At 57.9% G+C, this 25813-nt stretch carries 24 protein-coding genes and 1 other RNA gene; 14 read left to right on the forward strand and 11 right to left on the reverse strand.

The genetic code is table 11. The features are described from left to right. Positions 1-9 precede the first annotated feature (9 nt). Positions 10-573, reverse strand: coding sequence for a PAQR family membrane homeostasis protein TrhA (gene trhA / locus OF385_RS07360; RefSeq protein WP_264277676.1), 564 nt, complete (start codon positions 571-573; stop codon positions 10-12). A 294-nt stretch (positions 574-867) separates the two neighbouring features. Beyond that, positions 868-1128, reverse strand: coding sequence for a GlsB/YeaQ/YmgE family stress response membrane protein (locus tag OF385_RS07365; protein ID WP_264277677.1), 261 nt, complete (start codon positions 1126-1128; stop codon positions 868-870). 319 nt (positions 1129-1447) lie between these two features. Here OF385_RS07365 and OF385_RS07370 point away from each other — a divergent pair, with 319 nt between their 5' ends. Both OF385_RS07370 and OF385_RS07375 read left to right on the forward strand, forming a co-directional pair. After that, entirely contained in the window at positions 1448-1969 is a 522-nt protein-coding gene (locus OF385_RS07370) for a gluconokinase (protein WP_264277678.1), read from the forward strand. A 47-nt stretch (positions 1970-2016) separates the two neighbouring features. Continuing rightward, positions 2017-3432, forward strand: coding sequence for a GntP family permease (locus OF385_RS07375; RefSeq protein ID WP_264277679.1), 1416 nt, complete (start codon positions 2017-2019; stop codon positions 3430-3432). 99 nt (positions 3433-3531) lie between these two features. Here OF385_RS07375 and OF385_RS07380 read toward each other — a convergent pair whose 3' ends face one another. Next, positions 3532-4266 (reverse strand): FadR/GntR family transcriptional regulator, encoded by a 735-nt coding sequence (locus OF385_RS07380; RefSeq protein ID WP_264277680.1) that lies wholly within the window; start codon positions 4264-4266, stop codon positions 3532-3534. Between the two features lie 207 nt (positions 4267-4473). Between OF385_RS07380 and gndA the strand changes: the two genes are divergently transcribed. The 4 genes from gndA (at position 4474) to OF385_RS07400 (ending at position 9893) form a co-directional block, all read left to right on the forward strand. Next, a complete protein-coding gene (gene gndA, locus OF385_RS07385; protein ID WP_264277681.1) occupies positions 4474-5913 on the forward strand; it encodes an NADP-dependent phosphogluconate dehydrogenase in 1440 nt (479 codons plus the stop codon). Positions 5914-6111: 198 nt separating this feature from the next. Next, positions 6112-7107, forward strand: coding sequence for a phosphodiester glycosidase family protein (locus OF385_RS07390; RefSeq protein ID WP_264277682.1), 996 nt, complete (start codon positions 6112-6114; stop codon positions 7105-7107). A 4-nt stretch (positions 7108-7111) separates the two neighbouring features. Continuing rightward, a complete protein-coding gene (locus tag OF385_RS07395; RefSeq protein ID WP_264277683.1) occupies positions 7112-8209 on the forward strand; it encodes a bifunctional glycosyltransferase family 2/GtrA family protein in 1098 nt (365 codons plus the stop codon). Positions 8210-8297: 88 nt separating this feature from the next. Next, complete coding sequence (locus OF385_RS07400; protein WP_264277684.1) at positions 8298-9893, forward strand: carbohydrate-binding domain-containing protein; 1596 nt, start codon at positions 8298-8300, stop codon at positions 9891-9893. A 102-nt stretch (positions 9894-9995) separates the two neighbouring features. Here the strand turns inward: OF385_RS07400 and OF385_RS07405 are convergent, their stop codons facing one another. Further along, positions 9996-10580: a TetR/AcrR family transcriptional regulator gene (locus OF385_RS07405; protein ID WP_264277685.1), complete on the reverse strand. Its 585-nt coding sequence runs from the start codon at positions 10578-10580 to the stop codon at positions 9996-9998. Positions 10581-10678: 98 nt separating this feature from the next. Here OF385_RS07405 and OF385_RS07410 point away from each other — a divergent pair, with 98 nt between their 5' ends. Both OF385_RS07410 and OF385_RS07415 read left to right on the forward strand, forming a co-directional pair. Continuing rightward, on the forward strand, positions 10679-11065 hold the full coding sequence (locus OF385_RS07410; RefSeq protein WP_264277686.1) for a DUF1304 domain-containing protein: 387 nt from the start codon (positions 10679-10681) through the stop codon (positions 11063-11065). A gap of 46 nt (positions 11066-11111) precedes the next feature. After that, positions 11112-12122, forward strand: a complete 1011-nt coding sequence (locus OF385_RS07415) for an NADP-dependent oxidoreductase (protein ID WP_264277687.1) — start codon at positions 11112-11114, stop codon at positions 12120-12122. Positions 12123-12219: 97 nt separating this feature from the next. Here OF385_RS07415 and OF385_RS07420 read toward each other — a convergent pair whose 3' ends face one another. Then, the gene (locus OF385_RS07420; protein WP_264277688.1) at positions 12220-12747 is read right to left on the reverse strand and encodes a GNAT family N-acetyltransferase; all 528 of its coding nucleotides are present in this window, start codon (positions 12745-12747) and stop codon (positions 12220-12222) included. After that, entirely contained in the window at positions 12744-15011 is a 2268-nt protein-coding gene (locus OF385_RS07425) for an excinuclease ABC subunit UvrA (protein WP_264277689.1), read from the reverse strand. Before OF385_RS07425 ends, OF385_RS07420 begins: the two co-directional genes overlap by 4 nt. A 421-nt stretch (positions 15012-15432) precedes the next feature. Between OF385_RS07425 and OF385_RS07430 the strand changes: the two genes are divergently transcribed. Then, entirely contained in the window at positions 15433-16713 is a 1281-nt protein-coding gene (locus OF385_RS07430) for a dicarboxylate/amino acid:cation symporter (RefSeq protein WP_264277690.1), read from the forward strand. Between the two features lie 61 nt (positions 16714-16774). Here the strand turns inward: OF385_RS07430 and epsC are convergent, their stop codons facing one another. The 3 genes from epsC to msrA form a co-directional block, all read right to left on the reverse strand. Next, positions 16775-17359, reverse strand: coding sequence for a serine O-acetyltransferase EpsC (epsC, locus tag OF385_RS07435; protein ID WP_264277691.1), 585 nt, complete (start codon positions 17357-17359; stop codon positions 16775-16777). Between the two features lie 142 nt (positions 17360-17501). Next, a complete protein-coding gene (cysK, locus tag OF385_RS07440; protein WP_264277692.1) occupies positions 17502-18437 on the reverse strand; it encodes a cysteine synthase A in 936 nt (311 codons plus the stop codon). 128 nt (positions 18438-18565) lie between these two features. Beyond that, complete coding sequence (msrA, locus tag OF385_RS07445; protein ID WP_264277876.1) at positions 18566-19093, reverse strand: peptide-methionine (S)-S-oxide reductase MsrA; 528 nt, start codon at positions 19091-19093, stop codon at positions 18566-18568. 132 nt (positions 19094-19225) lie between these two features. Between msrA and OF385_RS07450 the strand changes: the two genes are divergently transcribed. Continuing rightward, complete coding sequence (locus OF385_RS07450) at positions 19226-20179, forward strand: Nif3-like dinuclear metal center hexameric protein (protein WP_264277693.1); 954 nt, start codon at positions 19226-19228, stop codon at positions 20177-20179. A gap of 367 nt (positions 20180-20546) precedes the next feature. Further along, positions 20547-20957 (forward strand): VOC family protein, encoded by a 411-nt coding sequence (locus OF385_RS07455; RefSeq protein ID WP_264277694.1) that lies wholly within the window; start codon positions 20547-20549, stop codon positions 20955-20957. Between the two features lie 83 nt (positions 20958-21040). Here OF385_RS07455 and OF385_RS07460 read toward each other — a convergent pair whose 3' ends face one another. Further along, positions 21041-21808, reverse strand: a complete 768-nt coding sequence (locus OF385_RS07460) for a peroxide stress protein YaaA (RefSeq protein WP_319019275.1) — start codon at positions 21806-21808, stop codon at positions 21041-21043. A 169-nt stretch (positions 21809-21977) separates the two neighbouring features. On the opposite strand from OF385_RS07460, the gene rnpB reads away from it, so the two are divergent. The 3 genes from rnpB (at position 21978) to OF385_RS07475 (ending at position 25211) form a co-directional block, all read left to right on the forward strand. Continuing rightward, positions 21978-22332: RNase P RNA component class A (rnpB, locus tag OF385_RS07465), an RNA gene on the forward strand. A gap of 198 nt (positions 22333-22530) precedes the next feature. Further along, positions 22531-23988: a glyceraldehyde-3-phosphate dehydrogenase gene (locus OF385_RS07470; RefSeq protein ID WP_413468133.1), complete on the forward strand. Its 1458-nt coding sequence runs from the start codon at positions 22531-22533 to the stop codon at positions 23986-23988. Between the two features lie 176 nt (positions 23989-24164). Beyond that, positions 24165-25211: a winged helix DNA-binding domain-containing protein gene (locus OF385_RS07475; protein WP_264277696.1), complete on the forward strand. Its 1047-nt coding sequence runs from the start codon at positions 24165-24167 to the stop codon at positions 25209-25211. Between the two features lie 12 nt (positions 25212-25223). Here the strand turns inward: OF385_RS07475 and def are convergent, their stop codons facing one another. Then, positions 25224-25796, reverse strand: a complete 573-nt coding sequence (gene def / locus OF385_RS07480; protein WP_264277697.1) for a peptide deformylase — start codon at positions 25794-25796, stop codon at positions 25224-25226. Positions 25797-25813: the final 17 nt, after the last annotated feature.

Consider the following 25813-nt stretch of genomic DNA (forward strand, 5'->3'; position numbering starts at 1 on the left):
GCGGAGGTCTTAGAGCGCCACGAGCAGAACGGCTGTCCAGTGGCAAAGGAAGGCGATAATCGTGCAGGCATGGAAGAGCTCATGGAAACCGAAAATGGTCGGCAGGGGATTGGGGCGTTTGGCGGCGTAGAACACGGCACCCACGGTGTAGGCCAAGCCGCCAGCCAGGATCAGGATCATGACCGCCGGGTTTGCTGCCCAAAAGGCTGGAAGCTGCATCAGCGCGCCCCAGCCGAGCAGAATGTAAAGGCTTACGCCGACCCAACGCGGGGCGGTCGGCCAGATGGCCTTGATCGCAATTCCGGCCACAGAGCCGGCCCAGATGATGGACAATACGATGATGGCTTGTTTCGCGGGAAGGGTCAGCGCCGCGACGGGCGTGTAGGTGCCAGCGATAAGCAAGAAGATGTTGGCGTGATCGGCCCGGCGGAAAAGACCCATGACCCGCTCGGTCCAATTGCCGCGATGGTACAAGGCTGACGTGCCGAACAAGAGGATCGAGCACAGTGCGAATACGGCGCTGGTCCATTCGGCCAGGTGTCCGTCAGCCAGGACGATTAGCACCAGGTTCATGATGATGATGCCAGGTGTTGACCATGCATGAATCAGACCGCGCCAGCGCGTTCGCTCGGTGCCGATCGATAAAAATTTTTTCGGTGCCCGAATTCTTGCGGTGGGGATCATCGGATCAATGGCCACGGAAGTCCTTACCTAGTACTCGGGGGATTGAACCCCTGTTCTGGAAGTCTACGTCAGCATGCTGGGATCAGACTGTGCCGGATGCTGCAGAGCTGACACGTTGAAACCCGCCCAATTTTCATTGGACGGGTTTCGGGATTCGTGCAGGTTGAGAACCAGATGATGCGGTTAGGCGCGTCTCTTGGTGATGAAGCCCCAAATGAGCAGGACGATCAGTGCACCGCCGATGGCCAAGATCCAGCTCCACAACGAGAAGAATCCGCTCATGCCCTTGTCGAAAATGAGGCTACCTATCCAGCCGCCGAGCAACGCGCCGACTACGCCCAGCACCAAGGTGGCGATCCATCCGCCACCTTGCTTGCCCGGCAGGATTGCTTTTGCGATAGCGCCAGCAATCAAGCCCAAAACTATCCATCCAATGAATCCCATGATTCGCTCCAATGGTCAGATTCTCTAGTGATCGGGTTTGACCACTTAGCCCAGAGAATACATCGGTTTGAGCTGGGGTTCTATGGATGCACCGGTGATTTTCGGGCTTTTCGCAACTTTGATCCGAACGCGACTTGAAGGCCACATCACATCTACTCGCGAAACCAGATCTGATATGGGCTTTCGGCAGATCCGGCGATTGACCGATGGGAAATGGTTGACACGGGTCACTGTCGCTCATACGCTTGTTAAATCAGATTTTATCCAATAAAACAATCCTTAAGTCTGATATTAGGTTTGCGCACGACGGAGTGAATACATGAGTGAACTGGTCCCAGCCATCATCGTTATGGGTGTTTCAGGTAGCGGCAAGACGACTATCGGCCAGATGCTGGCAGATGAGCTGAACCGTCAATTCATCGATGGTGATAGCTTGCACCCCGAATCCAATAAGCAGAAAATGGCCGCGGGCGAAGCATTGGACGATCAGGACCGCGAACCATGGTTGCGTGTGATCGGCCAGAAGCTTGCTGATGGAACCAGCCAGCAAGAACCGCTGGTCATTGCGTGCTCCGCACTGAAGCGCAGTTACCGCGATCTGATTCGTTCCCTGGAACCGTCAACCATTTTTGTGCACTTGGCAGGTGTGCCCGCTGTTATTCGCGATCGAATGAACGCACGCTCCCACGAGTACATGCCTTCCTCGCTGCTGGACAGCCAATTGGCAACCCTGGAGCTGCCCACGGCCGATGAAGCGGTTCTCACCGCTGACATTTCCAATTCCCCTGAGGACATCGTGCGTCAACTTGTAATTGACCTCGAAGTAGCGCACCTCGCATAAACCGCCCGCCAGCATCTGGCATGAATAACCATTGATCAAGGACGACAATGACAACTGAGCTCGACATGAACTGGACGCTGGGTACGCCCGGTCTCCTCGGACTCGCGGTAGCGGCGGTCGCCGTGCTGCTGGTCCTAATTATCCGCTTCCGGATCCACGCTTTTGTGGCTCTGGTTCTCACCAGCTTGCTGACGGCAATTGCCGCCGGCATTCCTGCGGCATCGGTGATCACCACTTTGACCAGCGGCTTTGGGTCGACGCTTGCGAGTGTCGCCTTGCTCGTGGGTCTTGGCGCAATGCTTGGCCGAATGCTGGAAACCAGCGGTGGCGCCGAAGTGATGACCAACTGGCTGATCTCCAAGTTCGGCGAAAAGCGCGCTCCCCTGGCGCTGTCCGTGGCATCGCTGCTCTTCGGTTTCCCCATCTTCTTCGACGCTGGCCTCGTGGTCATGCTTCCAATCATCTTCACCGTGGCACGCCGCCTGGGTGGATCTGTCCTGTACTACGCGATTCCAGCGGCAACTGCATTCTCTGTGATGCACATCTTCGTTCCACCGCATCCAGGCCCCGTGGCGGCCTCGGGTCTGCTTGAAGCGAATGTAGGCCTGGTCCTCGTTCTGGGTTTGATTGTCGCCATCCCGACGTGGTTCTTCTCCGGCCACCTGTTCGGCAAGTTCGTTGGCAAGAAATTCGACATCCCGGTACCAAACATCCTGGATGCAGCACTGGGCAACGGCACTGGCAAGGATGACTTCAAGTCCTCTCCAGCGGTAGGAACTGTCTTCAGCCTGCTGCTTCTGCCGCTGGTCTTGATTTTCATGAACACCGGGCTGAACATGCTCGGCAGCGCCGGCTTCGTTGATGCAGAAGCATCGTGGGTTACCTGGCTTCGCCTGTTTGGCGAGACGCCGGTAGCGCTGCTGATCACTGTGTTGCTCGGAATGTTCCTGCTCGGCTTCCGCAAGGGCAAGGACAAGACCCTGGTTGAGACCGTCGTTGACTCGGCGCTCGGCCCGGTATGCTCGATCATCTTGATCACCGGAGCAGGCGGCATGTTCGGTGGAGTGCTTCGTGCCAGCGGCATCGGCAATGCTATTGCGGATTCGCTGGAGTCGGTGGGCATGCCACTGATCATCGCGGGCTTCCTGATCGCAGCCATCGTGCGTTTGGCGCAGGGCTCGGCCACCGTGGCATTGACCACCGCAGCTGCCATCGTTCAGCCGGCAATTTTGGCTGATAGCTCTTTGACCGCTTTCCAGGTGGCCACCATGGTTCTGGCTTTGGCTGCCGGTTCGGTGTTCGCCGGCCACGTGAACGACTCCGGCTTCTGGCTGGTGTCCCGCTTCCTGCAAATGGACGTATCGACGACATTGCGGGTGTGGACCGTCGGGCAGGCTTTGGTTTCGGTTGTAGGCTTCGTCTTCGTGATGGTGCTCTACGGCATTGCGACTGCGCTTGCCTAGCATGCAGCCTCGCTAGCGAAAAAATCCGCCGGACCAACGAATATTCGTTGGTCCGGCGGATTTTCCAGTTGACCTCACAGCACGAATCAGTGCGCTGATCTAGCGAGCATCCTTGGCTGGGTCGACAAACAATCGCGGCTGGCCCTCCCAGAGGCTGCAAATCTCGTTATGGGTGCGCCGCATGATGCTTTCCATGTTCTTGCGGGCACCGGCCGGATCGGAATTGGAGATCGCATCGGCTACCGATTGGTGCCAGAGCAGCGCCTCTTCATGCGGGCGTTCTGGCATCAGGCCAAGTTCGGTTCGACCGCGCAAGATCGCGCCAATGGGCGTGGAGAGATTCGCGAACATCTCGTTGCCCGAAGCGGCTAGCACCAGGGCATGGAACCGAATGTCCAGTTCCAAGAACCGGCGAAGGTCGCCTAGGCGTCCATAGTGATTCATTTGGGCTGATATCATCATCAGCTCCTTGCGCATGGCTTCCGGTGCGACCTCGGCGGCCAGTTCAGCGGCCATGGGCTCGACGGAAATGCGAAGCTCGGTCAGGGAGCGGAGCTGCGTCCCTTTTTGATCGCCGGCCAGTCGCCAGCGGATGACATGAGTGTCATAGGGATTCCAGCTTTCGGCCCCCAAGACCCGGATGCCCACGCGCTTGGTGCTGGTCACCAGTCCGCTCTGCGCGAGGACGCGGACTGCCTCGCGGATCACCGAGCGGGAAACTTGAAGTTGCTGTTCGAGATCAGCGGCCAGGATAATCGAGCCGCGGGGAATTTGTCCGCTGACGATGCGGGAGCCGAGGTGCTCAACCACATGAGCGTGCAGACTTGTTGCCATAGGGACAGTTTAGCTAACGACTAGGGGCAAGTAGCGTTGCGCGCACCGATTACACAGAATAAATATGTTTTTAGTTCGGTCATTCTCTGGGAAACAGTGCCCTGTGCCTAGTAGTATGGAAAGGTCACGTGGTCGTGATTCAGGGGCCATGGTTTATGGTCTCTGTTAACGGCACACCCTCCCCGTAATTGATGGAGACTTATTTTTATGCCTGCACAGATTGGTGTCACAGGTCTGGCCGTGATGGGTGCAAACCTCGCCCGTAACTTCGCCCGCAACGGATATACTGTCGCCTTGCACAACCGCTCGGTCGGAAAGACTGACGCACTGCTTGAGGCGCACGGCGATGAAGGCGACTTCATCCGCACCGAAAGCCTCGAAGAGCTGGTTGCGAACCTTGAAACCCCGCGTCGCGTTCTGATTATGGTCAAGGCTGGCGGCCCAGTAGATTCGGTCATCGACCAGCTGGTACCGCTGCTTGATGAAGGCGACATCGTCATTGACGCAGGCAACTCGCACTACACCGACACCCGTCGCCGCGAAGCAGCCCTGAATGAAAAGGGCCTCCACTTCGTTGGCGTTGGCGTCTCCGGCGGCGAAGAGGGCGCACTGCTCGGCCCATCGATCATGCCAGGCGGCTCGGCTGAATCCTACAAGGCCCTGGGCCCAATGCTGGAAAAGATTTCCGCCAAGGCCGACGACGGAGCCCCTTGCTGCGCATGGATTTCCACCGATGGCGCCGGCCACTTCGTGAAGATGGTGCACAACGGCATCGAATACGCCGACATGCAGGTTATCGGCGAAGCCTACGATCTGCTGCGCAGCGCTGCAGGCATCGAACCAGCTCAGCAGGCAGAGATCTTCAACGAGTGGAACCAAGGCGAACTGTCCAGCTTCCTCATCGAGATCACCGCTGAAGTACTGGGCCACACCGACGCCGCCACCGGCAAGCCGCTAATCGACGTAATCCAGGACTCCGCAGGACAAAAGGGCACCGGTCGCTGGACCGTGCAGTCCGGCCTGGACATGGGCTCGCCAGTTTCGGCTATTGCTGAATCGGTATTCGCTCGTTCGCTGTCCTCCCAGCGCGACATCCGCGCCGTGGGCCAGAAGGTCCTCACCGCGGACACCACCGAGGTCACCCTTCCAGAGAACTTTGTCGAAGACGTGCGCCAGGCGCTGTTTGCATCGAAGCTGGTTTCCTACGCACAGGGCATCGACATGCTGACCTCTGCTGCTGGCGAATACAACTGGGAGCTGAAGCTCGACGAGATCGCCGGCCTGTGGCGTGAAGGCTGCATCATCCGTGCAGCACTGCTCAAGGACATCACCGCAGCCTACTCCGCAGACGAGAAGCCAGTCAACCTGCTGTTCGCACCGGCCTTCGCCGAAGCGATCGCCAAGGCCGTTCCAGCATGGCGCCGCGTTGTCGCTGTTGCCGTTCAGCTGGGCATCCCAGCACCAGTATTCTCCTCGTCGCTGGCCTACTACGATGGCCTGCGCCGCGATCGTTTGCCAGCAGCCTTGACCCAGGGCCTGCGCGACTTCTTCGGTGCTCACACCTACCGTCGCACCGACAAGGAAGGCACCTTCCACACCTTGTGGAGCGGCGACCGTTCTGAGATTGCAGCAGAGGACACTCACTAGAGTTTCCACAGTAAAAACCGGCCCTTTTCCTAAGGTAATTCTTAGGAAAAGGGCCGGTTTTTCTTTTTGGGAGGTGAGTCACAAAGAAAATTTTTCGCCCGTAATTATTGAGAATAATCGGTGTCGATCAATCATTCATGGAAAACACCTAACTGGATCGGCATTTGCTAACAGGTAGCGTCTATATAAATTTTTTTCATGACGAATTCACCTGAACAGCAGAACACTCGAGTCCAACAGCGAGCCACCGAAAAAGCATCGAAGACCAAAAAGCCATCACGCCGAACTGTACTCATCGGCTCTCTGGCCGTCCTCGCGTCAGCGGGCGGGGGAGCAGGCTGGGCATTGGACCGCTTCGTAGTTGAACACGTTGAGCAAACCGGTGTCAGCAGCGCGGCCACGGCTACCGCAGCCGCAGCTCCGGATAGCTCGGCGACCGTTACGGATACCAGCTACACTTCGGATCTTGCCAAGATCAACATCACCAAGACCGTAACCGGCAGCGGCACGAGCCAAGTCACTTATTTTGCGGCCGACCTGAACCTCAAAGAAGGCACAGTTCTTGCCTCAGCTTTCGCGAAAGATAGTTTTGGTGAAAATATTACTGAAACCACCAGCGCGATTGCCGAGAACAACTCTGCGATCTTCGCTATCAATGGGGACTACTACGGGTTCAGGGACACCGGCATCATCATTCGCAACGGCGTCGCCTATCGAGACAAAGGCGCTCGTGAAGGGCTGGCCTTCTATAAAGACGGAAGCGCCAAGGTTTACGACGAGACCACAACCGATGCTGACACGTTGGTTTCTGAGGGAGTCTGGCAGACGCTGTCCTTCGGGCCAGCGGTCGTCAAGGACTCAAAGCAGGTAGATGGCATTGACCAGGTCGAGGTTGACACCAATTTCGGCAACCACTCGATCCAGGGCCAACAGCCGCGAACGGCCATTGGCATCATCGATGACAACCACTTTGTCTTCGTAGTGGTTGACGGGCGCTCCCAGGGATACAGCGTCGGGGTGACAATGCCTGAGCTCGCCCAGATCATGTTGGATCTTGGGTGCAAAACCGCCTACAACATTGATGGCGGCGGATCATCAACGATGTACTTCAACGGCCAGCTCGTGAACAACCCGCTCGGCCGGAACCAAGAGCGTGGCACGTCGGACATCATGTTCATCGCAGGTCAGGGGTAGCACGATGATTATCCTGATTCCGGCCTACGAACCTGATGAAAAACTAAACATTCTCATTGAGTCGCTGCAGCTTGAAAACAACGAAACGATCCTCGTCGTGGTTGACGACGGCAGTGGACCCGAGTCGGGAGAAATCTTCTCTTACGCTCAACGCCAAGGGGCAGTCCTTGTCCAGCACGCGGACAACCAAGGCAAGGGAGAAGCACTGAAATCGGGTTTTGATTACGTAGCCGAGCACTTCCCAGGCCACGACGTCGTAACGGCCGACTGCGACGGACAACATGCCGCTGTCGACATCTACGCTGTAGCCAGAAAAGTAGGGCAACACAGAAGCATCGTCATGGGCGAACGTGAATTCGCCGGCAACGTCCCGCTGCGGAGCAAACTGGGCAACAAGGCCACCGCGCTGCTCTTCGCTTTGTCTACCGGTACGTGGCTCAATGACACGCAAACCGGACTTCGCGGGTTCCCGGCCGAAATCCTTCCCTGGCTAGGTACGGTTCCCGGCGAGCGCTACGAGTATGAGTTGAACATGTTGTTGGAGGCAAAAAAGAACGATGTTGAGCTGGAAAGCGTGAAGATTCAGACAATCTATCTAAACGACAACGAGAGTTCCCATTTCCGGCCTATCCGGGATTCGATGCGGATCTATGCTCCGCTGCTGAAATTCTCCGCCTCCTCACTGGCAGGATTTGCGGTAGATACGGTCTTGCTGCTCGTCTTCACAGCGCTGTTCAACGATTTGCTGCCAGCGGTAGTCCTTGCTCGCCTGGGCAGTGCTGCTGTGAATTTCTGGATCAATCGCCAATTGGTCTTCGCCGAGGGGCGTTCCCTGTCGTTGCGCTCAACGGTGAGTCGCTACGCATTGTTAGCGGTGGTGCTGCTCGCGCTGAATTATGAGGTGCTAGTCCTGCTTTCAGCTATTGGCACTCCGCTGCTGCTGGCAAAAATTCTCACGGAAATTACGCTGTTCTTGCTGAGCTTCTCGGTTCAAAAGAGGTTTCTTTTCCGAAAAAAATCTAACAGATCGTCGCCATTCGAAGATTCACAAGATGGACATTTAGTGAATACAGAGTCATCACAGGGGCGCAGTGAACGATAGTTATATACCCTCCGAGAAGCAAAATTAAATTGCTGGTATTCCGAATTTATATGTAGAAAGAATGCTCATGAAACGCTCATTTCGAACTATGGCACTGAGTTCAGTTGCCGCCTTGTCCCTGGCCCTGACGATGGCCGGCTGCGCAACGACTGGAAGCGGCACCACCGTTTCCGACGTCATCGATGCAACCAGCAGTGCCAGCACTGCCGCCACGGTTGCTGAGAGCAGCGCCGCATCCGCTGATACCACGACCGCCTCGGCCAGTGACATTTCGGAAGATACTCACTATGACGAAGACGATCTCAAGTGGGACGCGGACTCCGAAACGAGCGTTTCACTCGCTGATGACGGCACCAAGGCCTCGGGAACCGACGCGGATAAGGTCTCGGTTGATGAAGGCACGGTCACGATCAGTGGCGCAGGAACCTACCGGCTATCCGGTTCGCTGAGCGACGGCAAGATTGTTGTCGCGGCTGGCGAAGAAGACGTAGTTCGAATCATTCTGGATAATGCTTCGATCACTAATTCGACCGGTTCGGCGATTGAAGTAGATGCGTCCAACGAGACCTTGCTCTACCTGGAAAAGGGCACGAGCAACTCGGTATCCGACGCGAGTACATACGCGGATACCGCAGATGGCGCCGCCAATGCAGCTATTTATTCGATGGCCGACCTGACCATCGCCGGTGAAGGCTCTTTGGACGTCAAGGGCAACTACCAAGATGGCATCTCTAGCAAGGATGGTTTGGTCCTCGCTTCGGGAGACGTAACCGTCAGCGCGGCAGATGACGGAATCAAGGGCAAGGATTATGTGGCCCTATTGGGCGGTGACGTCAATATTACGGCTGAGGGCGATGGCATCAAGTCGACTAATGACACCGATGCCGATCGCGGCTGGCTGCACCAATATGGTGGCCAGCTATCCGTGGCGGCCGATGACGACGGAATCAAGGCCGAACAGCTGCTGACCCTCAGTGGAGGAGCTGCAACGGTCAGCAAGTCCAATGAAGGGCTGGAAGCGCCAACGATCAACCTCTCGGGGGCGACAGTCAACGTGACCGCCACTGATGACGGGGCCAATGCGACCGCTGGCAGCACCGATACCAGCGCGCAGGGTGGCGGAGGCATGGACGCAGCGCAGGATGCTCACCTGAACATCACCGGCGGCAAGGTTACCGTCACAGCGGAAGGCGACGGGCTGGATTCCAACGGCGATATCTCCATAACCGGCGGCACTACCGTAGTGAACGGGCCGACCAATGGTGGCAATGGGGCTCTGGACTCAAATGGCGATATCACCGTGGATGGTGGCGTGCTCATCGCCGCGGGTAGTGACGGTATGGCCGAGGGGCTGAGCGATACTTCCAAGCAGTCCGGTGTGCAGGCCTCCCTGGGAACAACCGTTGATGCAGGAACTGCCATTCACATCGTCGACTCCAGTGGCGAAGTGGTAGCCAGCTTCGTGGCGTCGAAGGCTACTGCGAATGTGGTGTACTCCAGCTCGGTGATTGTCGATGGCGAGACCTACAGCATCTACACCGGGGGAACCGCTGACGTTGATGCAGGTCTGGGGGCGGGCAGCATTGCTGACGCGACCGAGGTCGCCACGGCTACTGCAGGGGAGTTCCAGTCCGGAATGGGTGGCGGCATGGGTAGCCAGGGCGGAGGTCCTGGAGGCCAGTAGAACATAATTTCCAACAGGGTTGTCATAGAGCTGAACCCCGTTGTCCCAATCATGAGCTGGGGCAACGGGGTTCACTGTCGTTTCCGGCGACGTTCTGGCTATTCATCTCTGGCAGGCGACGAGTGTTTTGGCGTCCTCAAGCAACTTGCTGGCTTGCGCTGGTGCGATCCGGACGAGCGCGAAGGAGGCAACGATCAGGCCCGTAATTGTGGAGGCCAAGCGCTGCTGTACTGCTGGTTCGAGTCCAGGGTGCCCTGCGTGGATGCCTCGGCTGAAGGCGGCTTCTAATTCTTCGCGGTATTCCTGTACGACCTGGGAAACGTGCGAGTCGGCGGACAGCGGTGAGCTGGCGGCGTTGATCAGCAGGCATCCATTGCAGGTTGGCAGTGCCTCTGGCTGGCTGAAGACGGCGATCAATCCGTCGAGGTATTCGGTAAGTGCCGTGGCGCTGACTTGCTCAGCCATGAAGGGCTGGAGGCGCGGTCTGACGATTTCATCGAGGTAGCTTTGGACTGCAGCGTCGAAGAGTCCTCGCTTTGATCCAAATGAATTGTAGATGCTCGAACGGCTTAGTCCGGTAGCTGCTTCAAGGTCCGGGATCGAGGCGGCCTCAAAACCCTTGGCCCAGAATAGCGATCGTGCATTTTTGATGACTGTGGTGCTGTCAAAGGCTAGTGTTCTTGCCATCACATACCTTTCTGCTTTCGGAAACGACCATTACAGTATATATTGAAATGGACGTTACAGAATACTTGTTCCGCTAGAAATTCCAGGAGCTGTTCCACATGATCATCACTTCCCTCGTGCTGGCAACCTTGGCTGCACTGCTTCACGTGTACATCTTCCTCATGGAATCCCTGTGGTGGACCACTCCCAAGGTTCGCGCCACCTTCGGTTCCAGCCAGGCCGAAGCCGAAGCCACTAAAGAGATGGCCTTCAACCAGGGCTTCTATAATCTCTTTCTGGCCATCGCCACCTTTGCCGGCGTCATCTTCCACATCGCAGGACAGCCAACCATCGGATCGACCCTGGTCTTCACCGGAACCGGATCAATGCTCTTGGCAGCTTTGGTCCTGATCCTCTCCAGCCCATCCAAGGCATCGGCCGCCATCAAGCAAGGCGTCTTCCCCCTGCTCGCGGTGATCGCCCTGTCCATCGGCGTAGCACTCTAGATTTTCACACCCGAAAAAATTCGAATAAGGAAAGGTACTCAACACCATGAGCGAAACCACCAGCACCCAGATCCACCTCGCAAGCCGCCCTACCGGATGGCCCACTGATGAAAACTTCAGCGTCGAGCATGTGGAACTCGTAGAGCTGGCCGCCGGCGAAGTACGGGTACGCAATGAATTCATTTCCGTCGACCCATACATGCGCGGGCGAATGAATGACACCCGCTCGTACGTGAAGCCATTCCAGATCGGCGAACAGATCTCCGGTGGCGCGGTAGGCCGCGTCATCGCATCCCAGGACAGCTCGCTTCCTGAAGGCACCCTTGTCCTGCACCAGCTCGGCTGGTCCGAACTGGCGCAGGGCCCGGCCGCGAACTTCAAGCAGATCCCTGATCTTCCAGGCGTGCCAAGCTCCCTGCGCCTGCATATCCTGGGCATGACCGGACTGACCGCGTACGTTGGCCTGAAGGCCATCGCCGGCCTGGTTGAAGGCGAAACCGTATTCATCTCCGGCGCGGCAGGCGCCGTGGGCACCGCCGCCGGGCAGATCGCCAAGCTCATAGGAGCCAAGCGCGTTATCGGCTCCGCAGGCAGCGCGGAAAAGGTCGAACTGCTCACCAGCAAGTACGGCTACGACGCCGCCTTCAATTACAAGGACGGCGACGTTCGCGGCCAGCTGGCAGCTGCTGCCCCTGAAGGCATCGACGTCTTCTTCGACAACGTCGGCGGAGACCACCTCGAAGCCGCGTTGGCTGCCTTCAACGACGGCGGACGCGCAGCGCTATGCGGAGCCATCGCCAGCTACAACACCACTGAGCCAACCCCGGGCCCGCAGAACATGGCCAACTTGATCACCCGAGGGCTGAAGCTGCAGGGCTTCACCTTGTCCAGCTACCTGAACTACGGCGAAGAATTCTCCCAGCTCATGGGACAGTGGTTCGCAGAAGGCAAGATCGCCTATGACGAGACCATCGTTGATGGCATCGAAAACACCGTCCAGGCCTTCCTGGACATGATGGGCGGCGCAAACACCGGCAAGATGCTCGTACGCATCTAGTAGGGCCAAGCACGCGAGAACCAATGCTCGTGGGGCCAACCGGAAATCTCCGGTTGGCCCCACAGGCGGTTAACCCAGCGGTTGATCGCAGGGGAGTTTAGGCTTTGGCTCCAGCCGCTTCTGGCAATCGCACCATGCGCGCGTCAGTGATCAGCGGGGCCGTGGGGTCTTGTTCGACCAGGCCATCAAAGGCAAAGCCATTTCGCCGGTAGAACGCGATGGCGCGGGGATTCTTTTCCGCCACCCACAGCATCGCAGGCTCATCGCCAAGTACGGCCTCCAGCAGTTGCTGGCCCGTGCCCGAGCCGTGATGGTCATTCAAGACGTACAGGTTGTAGAGCTGGCGTTCGATCCCGTCGGGGAGATGGATCGCGTCCTTGGGCAATGGCGCGGAAAAGGAGAAGCCGACCAGGCGATCCTGCCTGTCGCTAGCCACGGCAATCCGGACTCCGGGATGGGAATCGCCAAGGAGTCTGTGCCACATGCTGATCCGCTGCTCAAGGTGCTCCGCGGTGAAGTAGCCCACTGGCAACAGCTGGCTGTACGTCTGCTTCCAGCACTCGACATGCAAGGTGGCGAGTTCTACAGCGTCCTTCGATACCGGCTTCCGTAAAGTGATGCTCAATTGCTGCCGCCTATATATTCGTTCAGGTGGATTCCGGTCAGGGTGCCCGAGGCGCTCAGGGCCGCGGGAGTTCCTTCAAAGACGATCTGACCGCCTTCGTGGCCGGCACCTGGCCCCAGATCGATCACCCAGTCGGCATGAGCGACAACGGCCAAGTGGTGCTCGATGACAATGACGGTATTGCCTTCATCGACCATTTCATCGAGCAGGCCCAGCAGGTTCTGGACATCGGCCATATGCAAACCCGTGGTCGGTTCATCGAGCACGTAGGTTCCAGAGCCCTTGCCGAGGTTGATCGCGAGCTTGATGCGCTGGCGCTCGCCGCCGGAGAGCGTGCTCAGCCGCTGACCGAGCTTGAGGTATCCGAGGCCGACCTGGTTCAAGCGCTTGAGCATGGGCTTGGCCTTAGGGATCTTCAGTTGTTCCAGCGCCTCTTCCATGCTCAGATCCAATACCTCGCTGATGTTCAGCCCGTCCAAGGTGTAGTCCAATACCTCGGCGGTAAAGCGTGTGCCCTCGCAGACTTCGCAGGGAAGAGCCACCCCGGCCATCGACACCAGATCCGTATAAGTGAACCCAACGCCCTTGCAGTTCGGGCACGCGCCCTCGGAATTTGCGCTGAACAGGGCCGGCTTAACCGAATTGGCTTTGGCGAAGGCGGCACGAATCGGATCCATGATCCCGGTATACGTCGCCGGGTTGGAACGTCGCGAGCCTCGAATGGCGCTTTGATCAACAACCGCGACATCCTCGCGCTTGGAAATCGTGGAATGAATCAGCGTGGACTTGCCCGAGCCGGCAACGCCGGTGACAGCGCACAAGACCCCGGTGGGAATATCAACATCAACCTTCTTGAGGTTATGCGTCGAAGCACCGCGGATTTCCAAAGCGCCGGTCGCCGACCGGGTTTCGGTCTTGAGGGGAACACGGCTGGAGAAGTGCTGGCCGGTAAGAGAGCCGCTGTCCAGCAACCCTGGGACGTTTCCGCTGTAGCACAGGGTTCCACCATGGGTTCCAGCTCCCGGACCCAAGTCGACCACGTGGTCGGCGATCTTGATGACCTCGGGCTTATGCTCCACGACGAGCACGGTATTGCCCTTGTCCCGCAGGTTGGCCAGCAGTCCATTCATCCGCTGGATATCGTGCGGATGCAGCCCCACCGTGGGCTCGTCAAAGACGTAGGTGACGTCCGAGAGTGCGCTGCCCAGATGCCGGATCATCTTCACGCGCTGGGCCTCGCCGCCGGAGAGCGTGCCGGAAGGGCGATCAAGCGAAAGATATCCCAAACCCAATTCCACCATTGAAGTGAGCACCGCCCTGAGATTCGCAATCAAGGGAGCGGCATCGGCAATCGTGATCTTCGCCAGTTCATCGACAAGTTCCGAGACCTGCATGGAAGTCATATCGGCAATACCCAAAGAATTGATCTGCGAGGCACGCGCTTTGTCGCCCAACCGGGAGCCTCCACAAGCCGCACACGGCGCTGTGGTTGAGATGCGTTCGATCCATTCCCGGATGTGGGCCTGCTTGATTTCCCTGCCGGAGAGGATGTAGTTGGACTTGATGCGGGTGATCAGCCCGGAGTAGCTCATGTTGGCGCCATTGAGCTTGACCTTGCCGTCTTGTGCATAGAGCAACCGGTCCAGCATCTCTTGCGGCATGTCTTTGAGCTTGACCTCCAGATCCGCTTGCGTGCCAGCCGTTAGGGTCTGCCAAAGCCACGCGCCGGGGGCGAAGTTCGGCGCCTTGATGGCGCCTTCGTTCAACGTCTTGTCCCAGTCGAGCAATTCATCCAGATCGATGCTGGCCTCGGTGCCAAAGCCTTCGCACATCGAACAGGCGCCCTGTCCGAGATTAAACGAGTAGGCACCGGCTCCTCCTGCGCTCGGAACTGAATAGCGCGAGAACAGTACGCGCAAAAGCGAATAGGCATCGGTGGCCGTGCCTACGGTGGAACGCGAGTTGGAACCCATGCGCTCCTGGTCAACGACGATCGCTGCCGACAAATTCTCCAGAACCTCGACATCGGGTCGCGGCATCGATGGCATGAAGGTTTGGATGAACGACGTGTATGTTTCGTTGATCAAGCGCTGCGACTCAGCGGCAATGGTCCCGAAGACCAATGATGACTTCCCGGAACCTGAAACACCGGTGAAGGCCGTGATGCGGCGCTTGGGAATGTCAAGGTCGATGCCCTTGAGGTTGTTTTCCCTCGCTTGACGGACTCGAATCATGTCATGGGTGTCGGCAGGATGCTGGTTCATAATGCCAACATTACTAATTGGCAGGCCTCGCGGGTACTGCTGATGGTGAGGGATCTCCATGCCGGGGCGGGTTTCGCGCTGCATGGGGGTGATGGCAAGGCGCTCGCCGTGAGGCAGGTGAGGCCAGCAGGCTCGATGCAAGTGGATTAATTGCTTAATTCTGCAAAAGCGGCGGAAGTGGGACAATGATGCAATTATTCTGCAGAGGCCGCAGTCAGCGCCAGCGCGCCGAAGATTTCCGAGGTTCGGCTTGGGAATGATGGGAAATATTCGATAAGCAGCGCTATTCTCGGAATTCCCTAGCGATTCACAGTATTTCAAGCTTGCCTGATGTCGCATTATCATTATCGAGGCGTGTGCTGCGACACATTAGTAGCATTACGACTGAACGCTGTCTTCTCCAACCACCAAAAGGACCTTCATGAAGCTGCTGAAATCCATTCCCTTGCTTGGCTGGGTGCTTGTCGCCATCATCCTGGGCGTCTTATTGGGCCCCGTCATGCCTGCATGGTTGGGAAGCCTGTTCCTGACCTACAATTCGATTTTCTCGGGCTTCCTGAGCTTCGTGGTTCCGCTGATTATCTTTGGTCTCGTGGCCCCCGCGATTGCCGAGCTGGGTAAAGGCGCCGGCAAATGGCTTGGCATCACCGCAGTGATTGCCTACGGTTCGACCATTTTCGCAGGCCTTCTTGCGTACTTCGTAAGCCGCTGGCTCTTTACCCAGTCGTTGTCCGGCGGCGGGTTGGAAGCCATCGGTGAAGGGGAAGGGTCCGGATTCGAGCCTTTTGTCACCCTTGCGTCCAGCGCCGGGGATTCAGCCACTGAAATTGTCCTTCCGCCTGCCTTGGATGTGATGACAGCTCTGGTCTTGGCCTTCATTCTGGGCCTGGGCCTGACCGCGTTCCGATCCAAAGTCCTTTTCCGCGGCGTAGTTGAGTTCCGAACCGTCATTGAGCTCGTGATTCGTCGCGTTGTCGTCCCAGCGTTGCCCTTGTTCATCTTCGGCATTTTCATGGATCTTTCGGCCAGTGGCAGTGCCATTACCGTGGTCACCAAATTCCTGCTGGTTGCCGTGGTGTCATTCGCCTTGACCCTCGTGGTGCTGCTCATCCAGTACTCGATTGCCGGTGCGATGAACAAGCGCAATCCATTGTCAGCCTTGTGGGGAATGCGCGATGCGTACTTCACCGCCCTTGGTACCTCGTCATCGGCAGCGACGATTCCGGTCACGCTTGCTTCGGCCAAGAAGAACGGCGTCTCTGATGCTGTGGCCGGATTTGTAGTTCCCCTGTGTGCGACCATTCACCTCTCGGGATCGATGGTGAAAATCACCTGCTTCTCGATCGCAGTTCTGCTGCTCACTGGTGGTGATGTCAATTTCGGGGCGTACTTCCCATTCATCCTGATGCTCGGCGTCATGATGATTGCCGCTCCGGGTGTTCCCGGCGGCGCCATTGCCGCGGCTGCCGGCCTGCTGGGCCAGATGCTCGGTTTCGGAGAGGTGGAAGTTGGACTCATGTTCGCCGCTTACATCGCGCTTGATAGCTTCGGTACCGCCACCAACGTGACGGGTGATGGCGCGGTGGCAATGATCATGCAGAAGCTGACCAAGGGCAAGCTCGGCTCCCAGCCGCAGAGCGAGGACGACGAAATCGTTGAACTGGCCGATGGCAGCAAGACTGCTCACCAGCTAGGCGAGTAGAGCCTTAATGCACGAATGGCCGATGGGAACATCGGCCATTCGTTTTTGGGCTGAACCTGAATCAGATCCACATCGCTGGATCGATGTACTCGGCAGGGTCGACAGCCGGCTTGCGCTCTTCAGGCTTGCGTGGACGATTCTGCGCAGGGATTCCGGTGACGATGGATCCCTCCGGGGCGTCCTTGACCACCACGGCGTTGGCGCCGATTGCTGAGTCAGCACCAATCACGATGGGGCCAAGCACCTTGGCCCCGGCGCCGATAACTACGCGGTCGCCGATGGTCGGGTGACGCTTGACCTTGGCCAGGGACCGTCCGCCGAGGGTCACCCCGTGATACAGCATGACGTCGTCGCCGATTTCTGCAGTTTCGCCGATGACGATGCCCATGCCGTGGTCGATGAAGAAGCGGCGGCCGATGGTGGCGCCAGGATGGATCTCGATGCCCGTGAGTGCGCGGGTGGCCTGGGACAGGAGTCGGGCGGGCCATTTCAGGGATGGATTTTGCCACATCTTGTGAGCCAACCGGTGCATCCAGATGGCATGCAACCCGGAATACACGAAAAAGTTTTCGGTATCGCTGCGTGCCGCAGGATCATGCTGTCGAGCTGTGGCCAGGTCTTCACGCAGCCGGGAGAAAAAACTCATGAATACTACCTTAGGGTTTACGTTTCGCTGTGGTGGAATCGTCTGACGTCACACAGCAAATCGGCACGAGCCGCACCGATTTGGGCCTCTATTAGACCCAACGGTGGCTCGCGCCGATTTATTCTAGATTGCCGAAACTAATTTAGCCGCGGATGTCATCAAACAGCAGGGTGGAGATGTAGCGCTCACCGAAGTCGGGAATGATGGCAACGATCTGCTTGCCGGCATTCTCTTCGCGAGCAGCGATCTGCAGTGCGCCCCAAACAGCGGCACCGGCAGAGATGCCACCGAGAATGCCTTCCTTGACGCCCAACGAGCGCGCGGTGGAGACCGAGTCTTCGATGCTTGCATCAAGAACTTCGTCGTACAGATCGGTATCGAGAACCTCTGGGATGAAGTTTGCGCCCAGGCCTTGGATCTTGTGCGGGCCTGGCTTGCCGCCATTGAGGATTGGCGAATCCTTTGGCTCAACAGCGACGATCTTCAGGTTGGGGTTCTTGTCCTTCAGGTAGCGGCCAGCACCGGTAATGGTGCCGCCGGTGCCGATACCGGCAACGAGGATGTCGATCTTGCCTTCGGTGTCGTCCCAGATTTCAGGGCCGGTGGTATCCGAGTGGATTTGGGGGTTGGCGGTGTTGGCGAATTGCTGTGCCCAGACGGCGTTGTCAGAAGTTGCGACGATCTCCTTGGCCTTCTCCACGGCTCCACGCATGCCATCGGCACCCGGGGTCAGCACGATCTCGGCACCGAAAGCGCGGAGCATGACACGACGTTCGGTGGACATGGTTTCAGGCATAGTCAAGATGACTTTGTAACCGCGAGCAGCGCCGACCATGGCCAGGGCGATACCGGTGTTGCCGGAGGTGCCTTCGACGATGGTGCCGCCTGGCTTCAGCGCGCCGGACTTCTCGGCGGCGTCAACGATTGCAACACCGATGCGGTCCTTGACGGAGTTGGCTGGGTTGTAGAATTCCAGCTTTACGGCGATGTTGCCGGCCAAGCCCTCATCGAGTCGGTTCAGCTTCACCAGCGGGGTGCGGCCGATAACTTCGGTGACGTTGTTGTAAATCTTGCCCATCTTCTATGCAGTCCTTACGTGACTCATTGCGGCCGCGATTGCTGGCGGCGAGTTACTTGCAGATGACCGGCTCAATGGCGCGGACACCTTGGAGGTTCGTATCCAACCCTAGTAGGCGATTCGTCAACCTAGGCTTCATTTAGCCATTGAGCGTAATATTTCCTGACCTTTGCGAGTTTCGGGTCAATAATCACGCGACAATATCCGACATCTTGGTTCGCGGAGTAATAATCCTGGTGTATTTGCTCCGCCAGGTAGAAATCTTTGGACTCTTCTATGGTGGTGACGATCGGATTAGGGTATAAAGGCCCGAATTTTTCCATGGACGCAGTAAACAGCTTGCGTTGCTGGTCGTCGAGCGGGAACATCGCCGAACGATACTGGGTGCCCACGTCGTACCCCTGGCGGTTGAGCGTCGTGGGGTCATGAACGGTGAAGAACATGTCCAAGATGACTTCGGCTGGCACAACCTGTGGGTCAAAGATGACGGCGACGCCTTCGGCATGGCCGGTCGTTCCGGTGCACACCTGCCGATAGTCGGGATTGCTGGTGTGTCCGCCGATGTATCCGGAGATCACTGCGTGAACGCCGCGGGTGCGCTGGTAGACCGCATCCAGGCACCAGAAGCAACCTCCCGCCAAGACGAAAGTTGTCAGCTCGGTCTCTTCAAGCTGCAGCGTTGGACTGAATTGATGTGGTGATTGAAGGCTGAGAATACTCACATAGTTCATAACGATGCGGCGTTGCATTCTGTTCCATCCCTATTGTCAACGCGTAGGGTGGTGCATATGCAGAGCAAGGCAAACAACTCGCAAGAACCGGGGAAGAAGACCCCAACCCCGGACGCTGCTGCGCTTAAGCCCGTGACCGAAGATGACGCGAAGCCGACGGAAGATGCAACCTCCCCGGCACCAACCACCTTGGGTAACGTCCTTGAAGCAGTGGAAGAGCTTTGGCCCCATTCCTTAGCTGAGGACTGGGACGCCGTAGGGCTAGTAACCGGACGTACCGGCCAGCAGGTTTCGAAAGTCGTCATGGCAGTGGATCCGACCCTGGAGGTGATTGAAGATGCGATCGAGCGTGGGGCCGATCTGCTGATCACTCACCACCCGCTGCTCTTGCGCGGAGTCACCCAGGTGGCTGGCACGAGCTTCAAAGGCGAAGCGATCCACCGACTCATCGAGACCGGTACCGCATTATTAACCGCGCATACCAACGCGGATAGTGCCATCGGGGGAGTCAATGACGCATTGGCCGACGCCTTCGGGCTCAAGGAGTGCGTTCCGCTGGTTGATTCCAAGGACGGCCTGCCTGAGGAAGGATTGGGGCGTGTGGGTTTCCTTGAGAAGCCTATGAAACTCGAAGACTTCGCGGAACGTGTTTACACCGTGCTTCCTGCAGTTGCCGGTGGCGTTCGAGTTGCTGGAGACCGCACCGGGATTATCCGCAAGGTCGCGTTATGCGGCGGCGCTGGCGATTCGCTCTTTGACGCAGTGCGCTCGCACCAAGCGGACGTGTACGTCACGGCAGATTTGCGCCACCACCCGGCGAGCGAAGCACGCGAAGCAGCCAATGGCGGGTTCCCGTACCTTATCGATGTATCTCACTTTGCCTCCGAGTGGGTGTGGCTATCGGCGGGAGCCCGCGCCTTGGGGAACGTGCTCAATGATTTGGGTCATCCGGTGGAGATTGAGATTTCGCAAATCAACTCGGATCCTTGGGATTTCGTCCTGACTCCATAGTCGGGCCAAAAGCGGTCAACTTGATTGTCTGGCTGATCCGCACGAGAATCGGCTTGGGGCCGCCGCGAACAAAGGTTCTGGATGCCCTCCTGGATTCACTCCCGGGGGATATTCCAGCGCTTCGGCCGGGAATCCGGAGCGGTGTGTCCCATTGTTGACTGTGAATCACCGGCAGAAGATTTCGAATACTCGCATCGTGCAAAGCATGAGAACGATTAGCCTGGTGTAGCTGACCGGCGTTACGTGCAAGGCGCCAAGGCATCGGCGGATCCGCCTTGGGTTGGCTGCCCGGCGATGACGATCGATCGGTTGTACCGATCTCAGGTCTGGTGCCGTAGCTTCATCAGCCATTAGACGGACTACGTAGTTGGGCACGGGCATGCTGCATCATTTGGAAATCTGGGTCGACGATTTGGCAACGAGTACGGCATCGCTGGGCTGGCTGCTGACGCGGCTTGGCTATCGCATCCAATCGCAATGGGACAACGGCATAAGCTATCAGCACGGCAGCCATTACATCGTTTTGGAATCCGGGCCGGATGTCCGGCATGAACATCATGATCGGCGCTTGCCGGGGTTGAATCATCTGGCTTTCAGCCTGCCGAGCGCACAGCTAGTTGAAACCATTGCAACTGATGCCCTGAACCATGGATTCACCATGATGTTTGCGGACAAGCATCCGCATGCCGGAGGCTCCGATCACTACGCGGCCTATTTAGAGGATCAAGCCGGCTTCGAAGTGGAACTGGTCGCAGCACCGGCCTCAGCGGGAAATTAAAAGGCCCAGCGGTTTTGCGACTTGCCGACGATGGGCATAGCCGTCCCAGTGGAATCTCCAGGAAGTGGCCAGAGTCCGCTGAGCTATTTGGCGGTGGTGAACTGGTGGTCTTCGGGCAGCAAGATGTTCAGTGCTCGTCCTTTCTTGTCTTGGACGAGAGACGCCTCCCACTTGGATCTAATCAGTTGGACCAGCTCATCGGCAGTCGCTGGCTCGGTCTCTTGCTGGACCAGGAACCGGGCAACCTCGCCACGGGTGTGCTTGGCAAAATGGGAAACGACTTTCGGCACGCCGTTGCGCAGTTGGAAAACATTGATGGCAATGCTGTTGCCGTGACCTGGCTTATAGGCGGCCGCATAGGTGCTGGAGCGGGCATCAATGACCAGCTGGTCTGCAGCGGCTTCATCGAGGATCGTGGCGAGCCGCTTTTTCCACCAGCTGGCAAGCTTGCCCAGGGGCTCCAATTTCACGGACATGGACAGCCGGTATGGGGGAATGCGGTCGGCAAAGCGCACCGCACCCCATAGCGCGGATATCACGACGACGCTCTGATCAGCGCGCCGTTGCGCTTCAGGGCTGAGCGTCGAATATCCCAGTGCTTCAAAGAGCACGCCAGAATAAATGTCGTGGGCCTTGGCGGCAGGTTCCAAGTGCAAATTGAGATTGCGAGCGACTTCGTTCGCCAAGGAAGCGCCAACCCCCAAGACATCCATGGCATCCGCACGGCCAGAAACCTCTGACAAGGCTCCGAGCACTTGATGGCGATCATCGCTCAGTTCAGGGAACGAGAGGTCGGCAAGGTTGAACGGAGAACCTTCAGCATGAGCGGTTTTACCTTCTGAAGGTGGCAACAAAATAAGCACGCCTTCCAGCTTATCTGAGGACGGCGAGGAATCCCCGTTTGAGGGACAATGGCACGATCTGTCCCTTTGGCCGGGCGGCAATTGGCTTCGCCTGTGGCGAAGCGCTCGCAACGCATGTCGGGTGAGGCAAACTGCCGGGGCTAGAATGGTTAATGAATGGGATGGCCAGACGGTCGCGTGGCAAGTAATTGTCCCGAGGAACGTCCGGGCTCCACAGAACAGGGTGGTGGGTAACGCCCACTCGGGGTGACCCGCAGGCCAGTGCCACAGAAAATAGACCGCCAGGCTTCCTGGTAAGGGTGAAACGGTGGTGTAAGAGACCACCAGTGTCCCGGGTGACCGGGATGGCTAGGTAAACCCCACTCGGAGCAAGGTCAGACAGACTGCGTTATGAGGGCTGTTCGCCCCATGCAGTCGGGTGGACCGCTAGAGGCTGCCGGCAACGGCAGTCGTAGATAGATGACCGTCCCGCTTCGGCGCGACAAAACCCGGCGTATCGGCCATCCCATTCATACCCTCCAGCCTTTCGGGTGAGATGTTTCACAGTGGCTCGTTCCCTGAATTTTTCTGCGCAGTTTAGAATGGAAAGCGTACTTAGTACTTGCGAGGATGATCCTGTAGACCTCGTACCACCGCAAAAGCAATGGTGCTTCCCACGGTGCCAACCGACTTCATGGATCTGCGAGTCGGCTGAATTGGAAGGATTTTCTGTGACCCAGCAGTCTGTCGTTGCCCAGCAAGAATGGAGCGGGCGCGAAGAGCTCGCCGAGGCCATGATTCCACTGATCGGACGCCTGTACCGCAAGAACAATGTGGTGCCCTCCGTATATGGCCGCAAGCTGATCAACCAGTCCGCCATCGACATCATCAAGGCGCACCGCGTAGTACGCCGCATCGATGGCGAAGAGCTAAGCCTGAAGGCAACCAAAGCAATCCTCGACGAGATTGAGGCGCTCAATGTTGGATCGGTATCCGTTGACCTTGGCCGTTTGAACAAGAAGTTCAAGGATTCCGGCTCGGTTGACCTGAACGCATTCCTCAGCAACGAACTAGGCGAAAAAGTCGGCCAGGCCGGTGCCACCGATGCAGAGCCAAAGGACGTTGTACTCTACGGCTTCGGCCGCATTGGCCGCCTGCTAGCCCGCATCCTCATCGAGCGTGGCGGCTACGGCCTGCGCCTTCGCGCCATCGTGGTTCGCAAGAGCTCGGATGATGACATCGTCAAGCGCGCTTCGCTGTTGCGCCGCGACTCGGTGCACGGCCGCTTCGAAGGCTCGATCACCGTCGACGAGGAAAACAACACCATCCTCGCCAACGGCACCTTGATCAAGGTCATCTACTCGAACGACCCAACTACCGTGGACTACACCGAGCACGGCATCGACAACGCCATCGTCGTCGACAACACCGGCCGCTGGCGTGATGAAGCTGGCCTCTCCCAGCACCTGCAGGCCAAGGGCGTAGCCCGCGTGCTGCTGACCGCACCGGGCAAGGGCGACTTGAAGAACATCGTTCACGGCATCAATGATTCCTGGATCACCGCCGAAGACAAGATCGTGACCGCCGCTTCGTGCACCACTAACGCGATCACCCCAGTGCTCAAGGCTCTGAACGACAAGTTCGGCGTCAGCCACGGCCACGTCGAGACCGTTCACTCGTTCACCAACGACCAGAACCTCATCGACAACTTCCACAAGGGAGAGCGTCGTGGCCGCGCTGCGGCGTTGAACATGGTCATCACCGAGACCGGCGCCGCCAAGGCGGTCGCCAAGGCTTTGCCAGAGTTCGAAGGCAAGCTGACCGGTAACGCCATCCGCGTACCAACCCCGGATGTTTCCATGGCGATCTTGAACCTCAACCTTGAGAACGAGACCACCAAGGAAGAGTTGAACGCCTACCTGCGCGAGACCTCGTTGACCTCGAAGCTGCACAAGCAGATCGACTACATCGATTCGCCAGAGGTTGTTTCCACCGACTTCGTCGGCTCGCGCCGCGCCGGCATTGTTGATGGCTTGGCCACCATCGTTTCCGGCAAGAACGCTGTTGTCTACGTCTGGTACGACAACGAGTTCGGCTACTCGTGCCAGGTTGTCCGCGTGATCGAAACGATCGCCGGAACCCACCCGGTCGCAGTTCCAGCTGTCAAGGCTGAGGCCGTGACCGTCTAAGGCATAAGCGACTGATCTTCGGGACCATGCTCGCGCAGACCGCGCTGGTGTATGGTCCCGAAGTCGTTAACCGCCCAGCGGCCGCTGCCGAGGGATATCCATCGCGAAACTAAAGGCACAGGTGCGAGCCCAAGCTGCTACCCTCTGAAGAGCAGGCGGAGTCGGAAGGCGGAAACGTGGATCGCGAAAGATTGCTCTCAGCCCGGATGGCCAGCCAATTGTTGTCCGCACCCGCGAGGACCGTGCAGGAAGCCGCGGGGCACTTGCTCGCTACCCAATCCCAGGACTTCATTGCCGGGAGATACGCGCTCGCCCAGCGCGTGCATCCGATGCCGCTCCGGGAGCAGGTTAATCAACTCTTTAACGAGGGATTGCTCGTGCGCTCATGGACCATGCGAGGAACCCTGCATATCTGCTTGCCGCAAGATGCACAATGGCTGGTGCAGGCCTCCAAGGAGCGAACCCTGCGTTCAATGGCTGCCAGGCATCGAGAACTGCAGATTGATCCAGCGGTAATTGAGAAGTCCGCCGTGATTATCCAGTCACACCTGGCTGCGCTTGGAAGGGCCAGCAGGCCCGAGCTCTTTGAGCAGCTAGAGCAACAGGGAATCGGCACGCGCAATCAACGAGGCGTGCATCTGCTGCTCGCCCTGGTCCAGCAGGGCTTGATATGCCTGGGGCCGATACCGCAGACGGCGAGACTGGCTGCCCAAGACTTTGTGCTGGTGGAACAGTGGATCACCGAGCATCACATTCCGGGTAATCCAATCCAAGAATTGCTGTCGCGCTATCTCGGCGCCCATGGGCCAGCCACACTCCGCGACGCCGCCTGGTATGCGGGCCAGACCCTCACCGCCATCCGCAAGGCCGCCGCTTCCATGGAACGAGAACTCATCAGCGTCGATAAAGATGAACGCGGAGAAGACCTGTATGTGGTTCAAGGATCAGCCGCACACCAGGTGTATGGGTCATCAGCCAAGATCGACCTTCCCACACGCTTGCTTGGCCCCTTTGACGAATACTACTTGTCATGGGCCGATCGAAGCTTGGTGGCTGATCCTTCCATGCAAAACCGGATTACCCCCGGCAAGAATGGCATGTTCAATGCCTTCTGGCTGGAAAGTGGCAGGGCATCAAGTCTCTGGGATGCAAATGTAGCGCCGACCGATTCACTCGGTGCGGCGCTACATCAGCGGTACGTGGACTTCAGGCATGCCAATTAGGCAGTACGAAGGCTAGTGCCCAAAAGGATCCTCATCAGTGCCAGGCAGCCATGTATTGCCCGGTACGCCCCAGCCCAGTGCCTTCTTGGCTTTCTTCCAGCGCTTGTCCCAGCGTGGCTGCAGCTTGTCGACATACAGGAACCCATCCAGGTGGTCGTACTCGTGCTGCATGACGCGAGCGAACCAATCGTGGGCTTCGAAGGAGATCGGGTTACCGAACTCATCGAAACCTTCCACCTTCGCGTACTCGGCACGCTTTAGCGGGTAGTTCAACCCTGGAACGGACAAGCAGCCTTCCGACTCCTCGTCAACGTCGGCAGGTGCCTGCGACACCTTGGAGAGGGTCAGCTTGGGGTTGATGACAACGCCACGTTCAGGGGCGGTGTCCTGGTCGGCGTAGACATATGTGAACAGACGTAGACCGATGCCAATCTGCGGAGCGGCCAGTCCTACGCCATGAGCTTCATCCATGGTCACGTGCATATCTGCAACGAGCTGGCGAAGTTCATCATTGAACTCGGTGACTTCTACCGCGCGGCGATGTAGAACTGGTTCTCCGTAAACTGTGATCTGCCGGATTGGCACGTGATCAGGTCCTTTCA

The organism is Glutamicibacter sp. JL.03c (assembly GCF_025854375.1).
In the GTDB taxonomy this organism is placed as follows: Bacteria; Actinomycetota; Actinomycetes; order Actinomycetales; family Micrococcaceae; genus Glutamicibacter.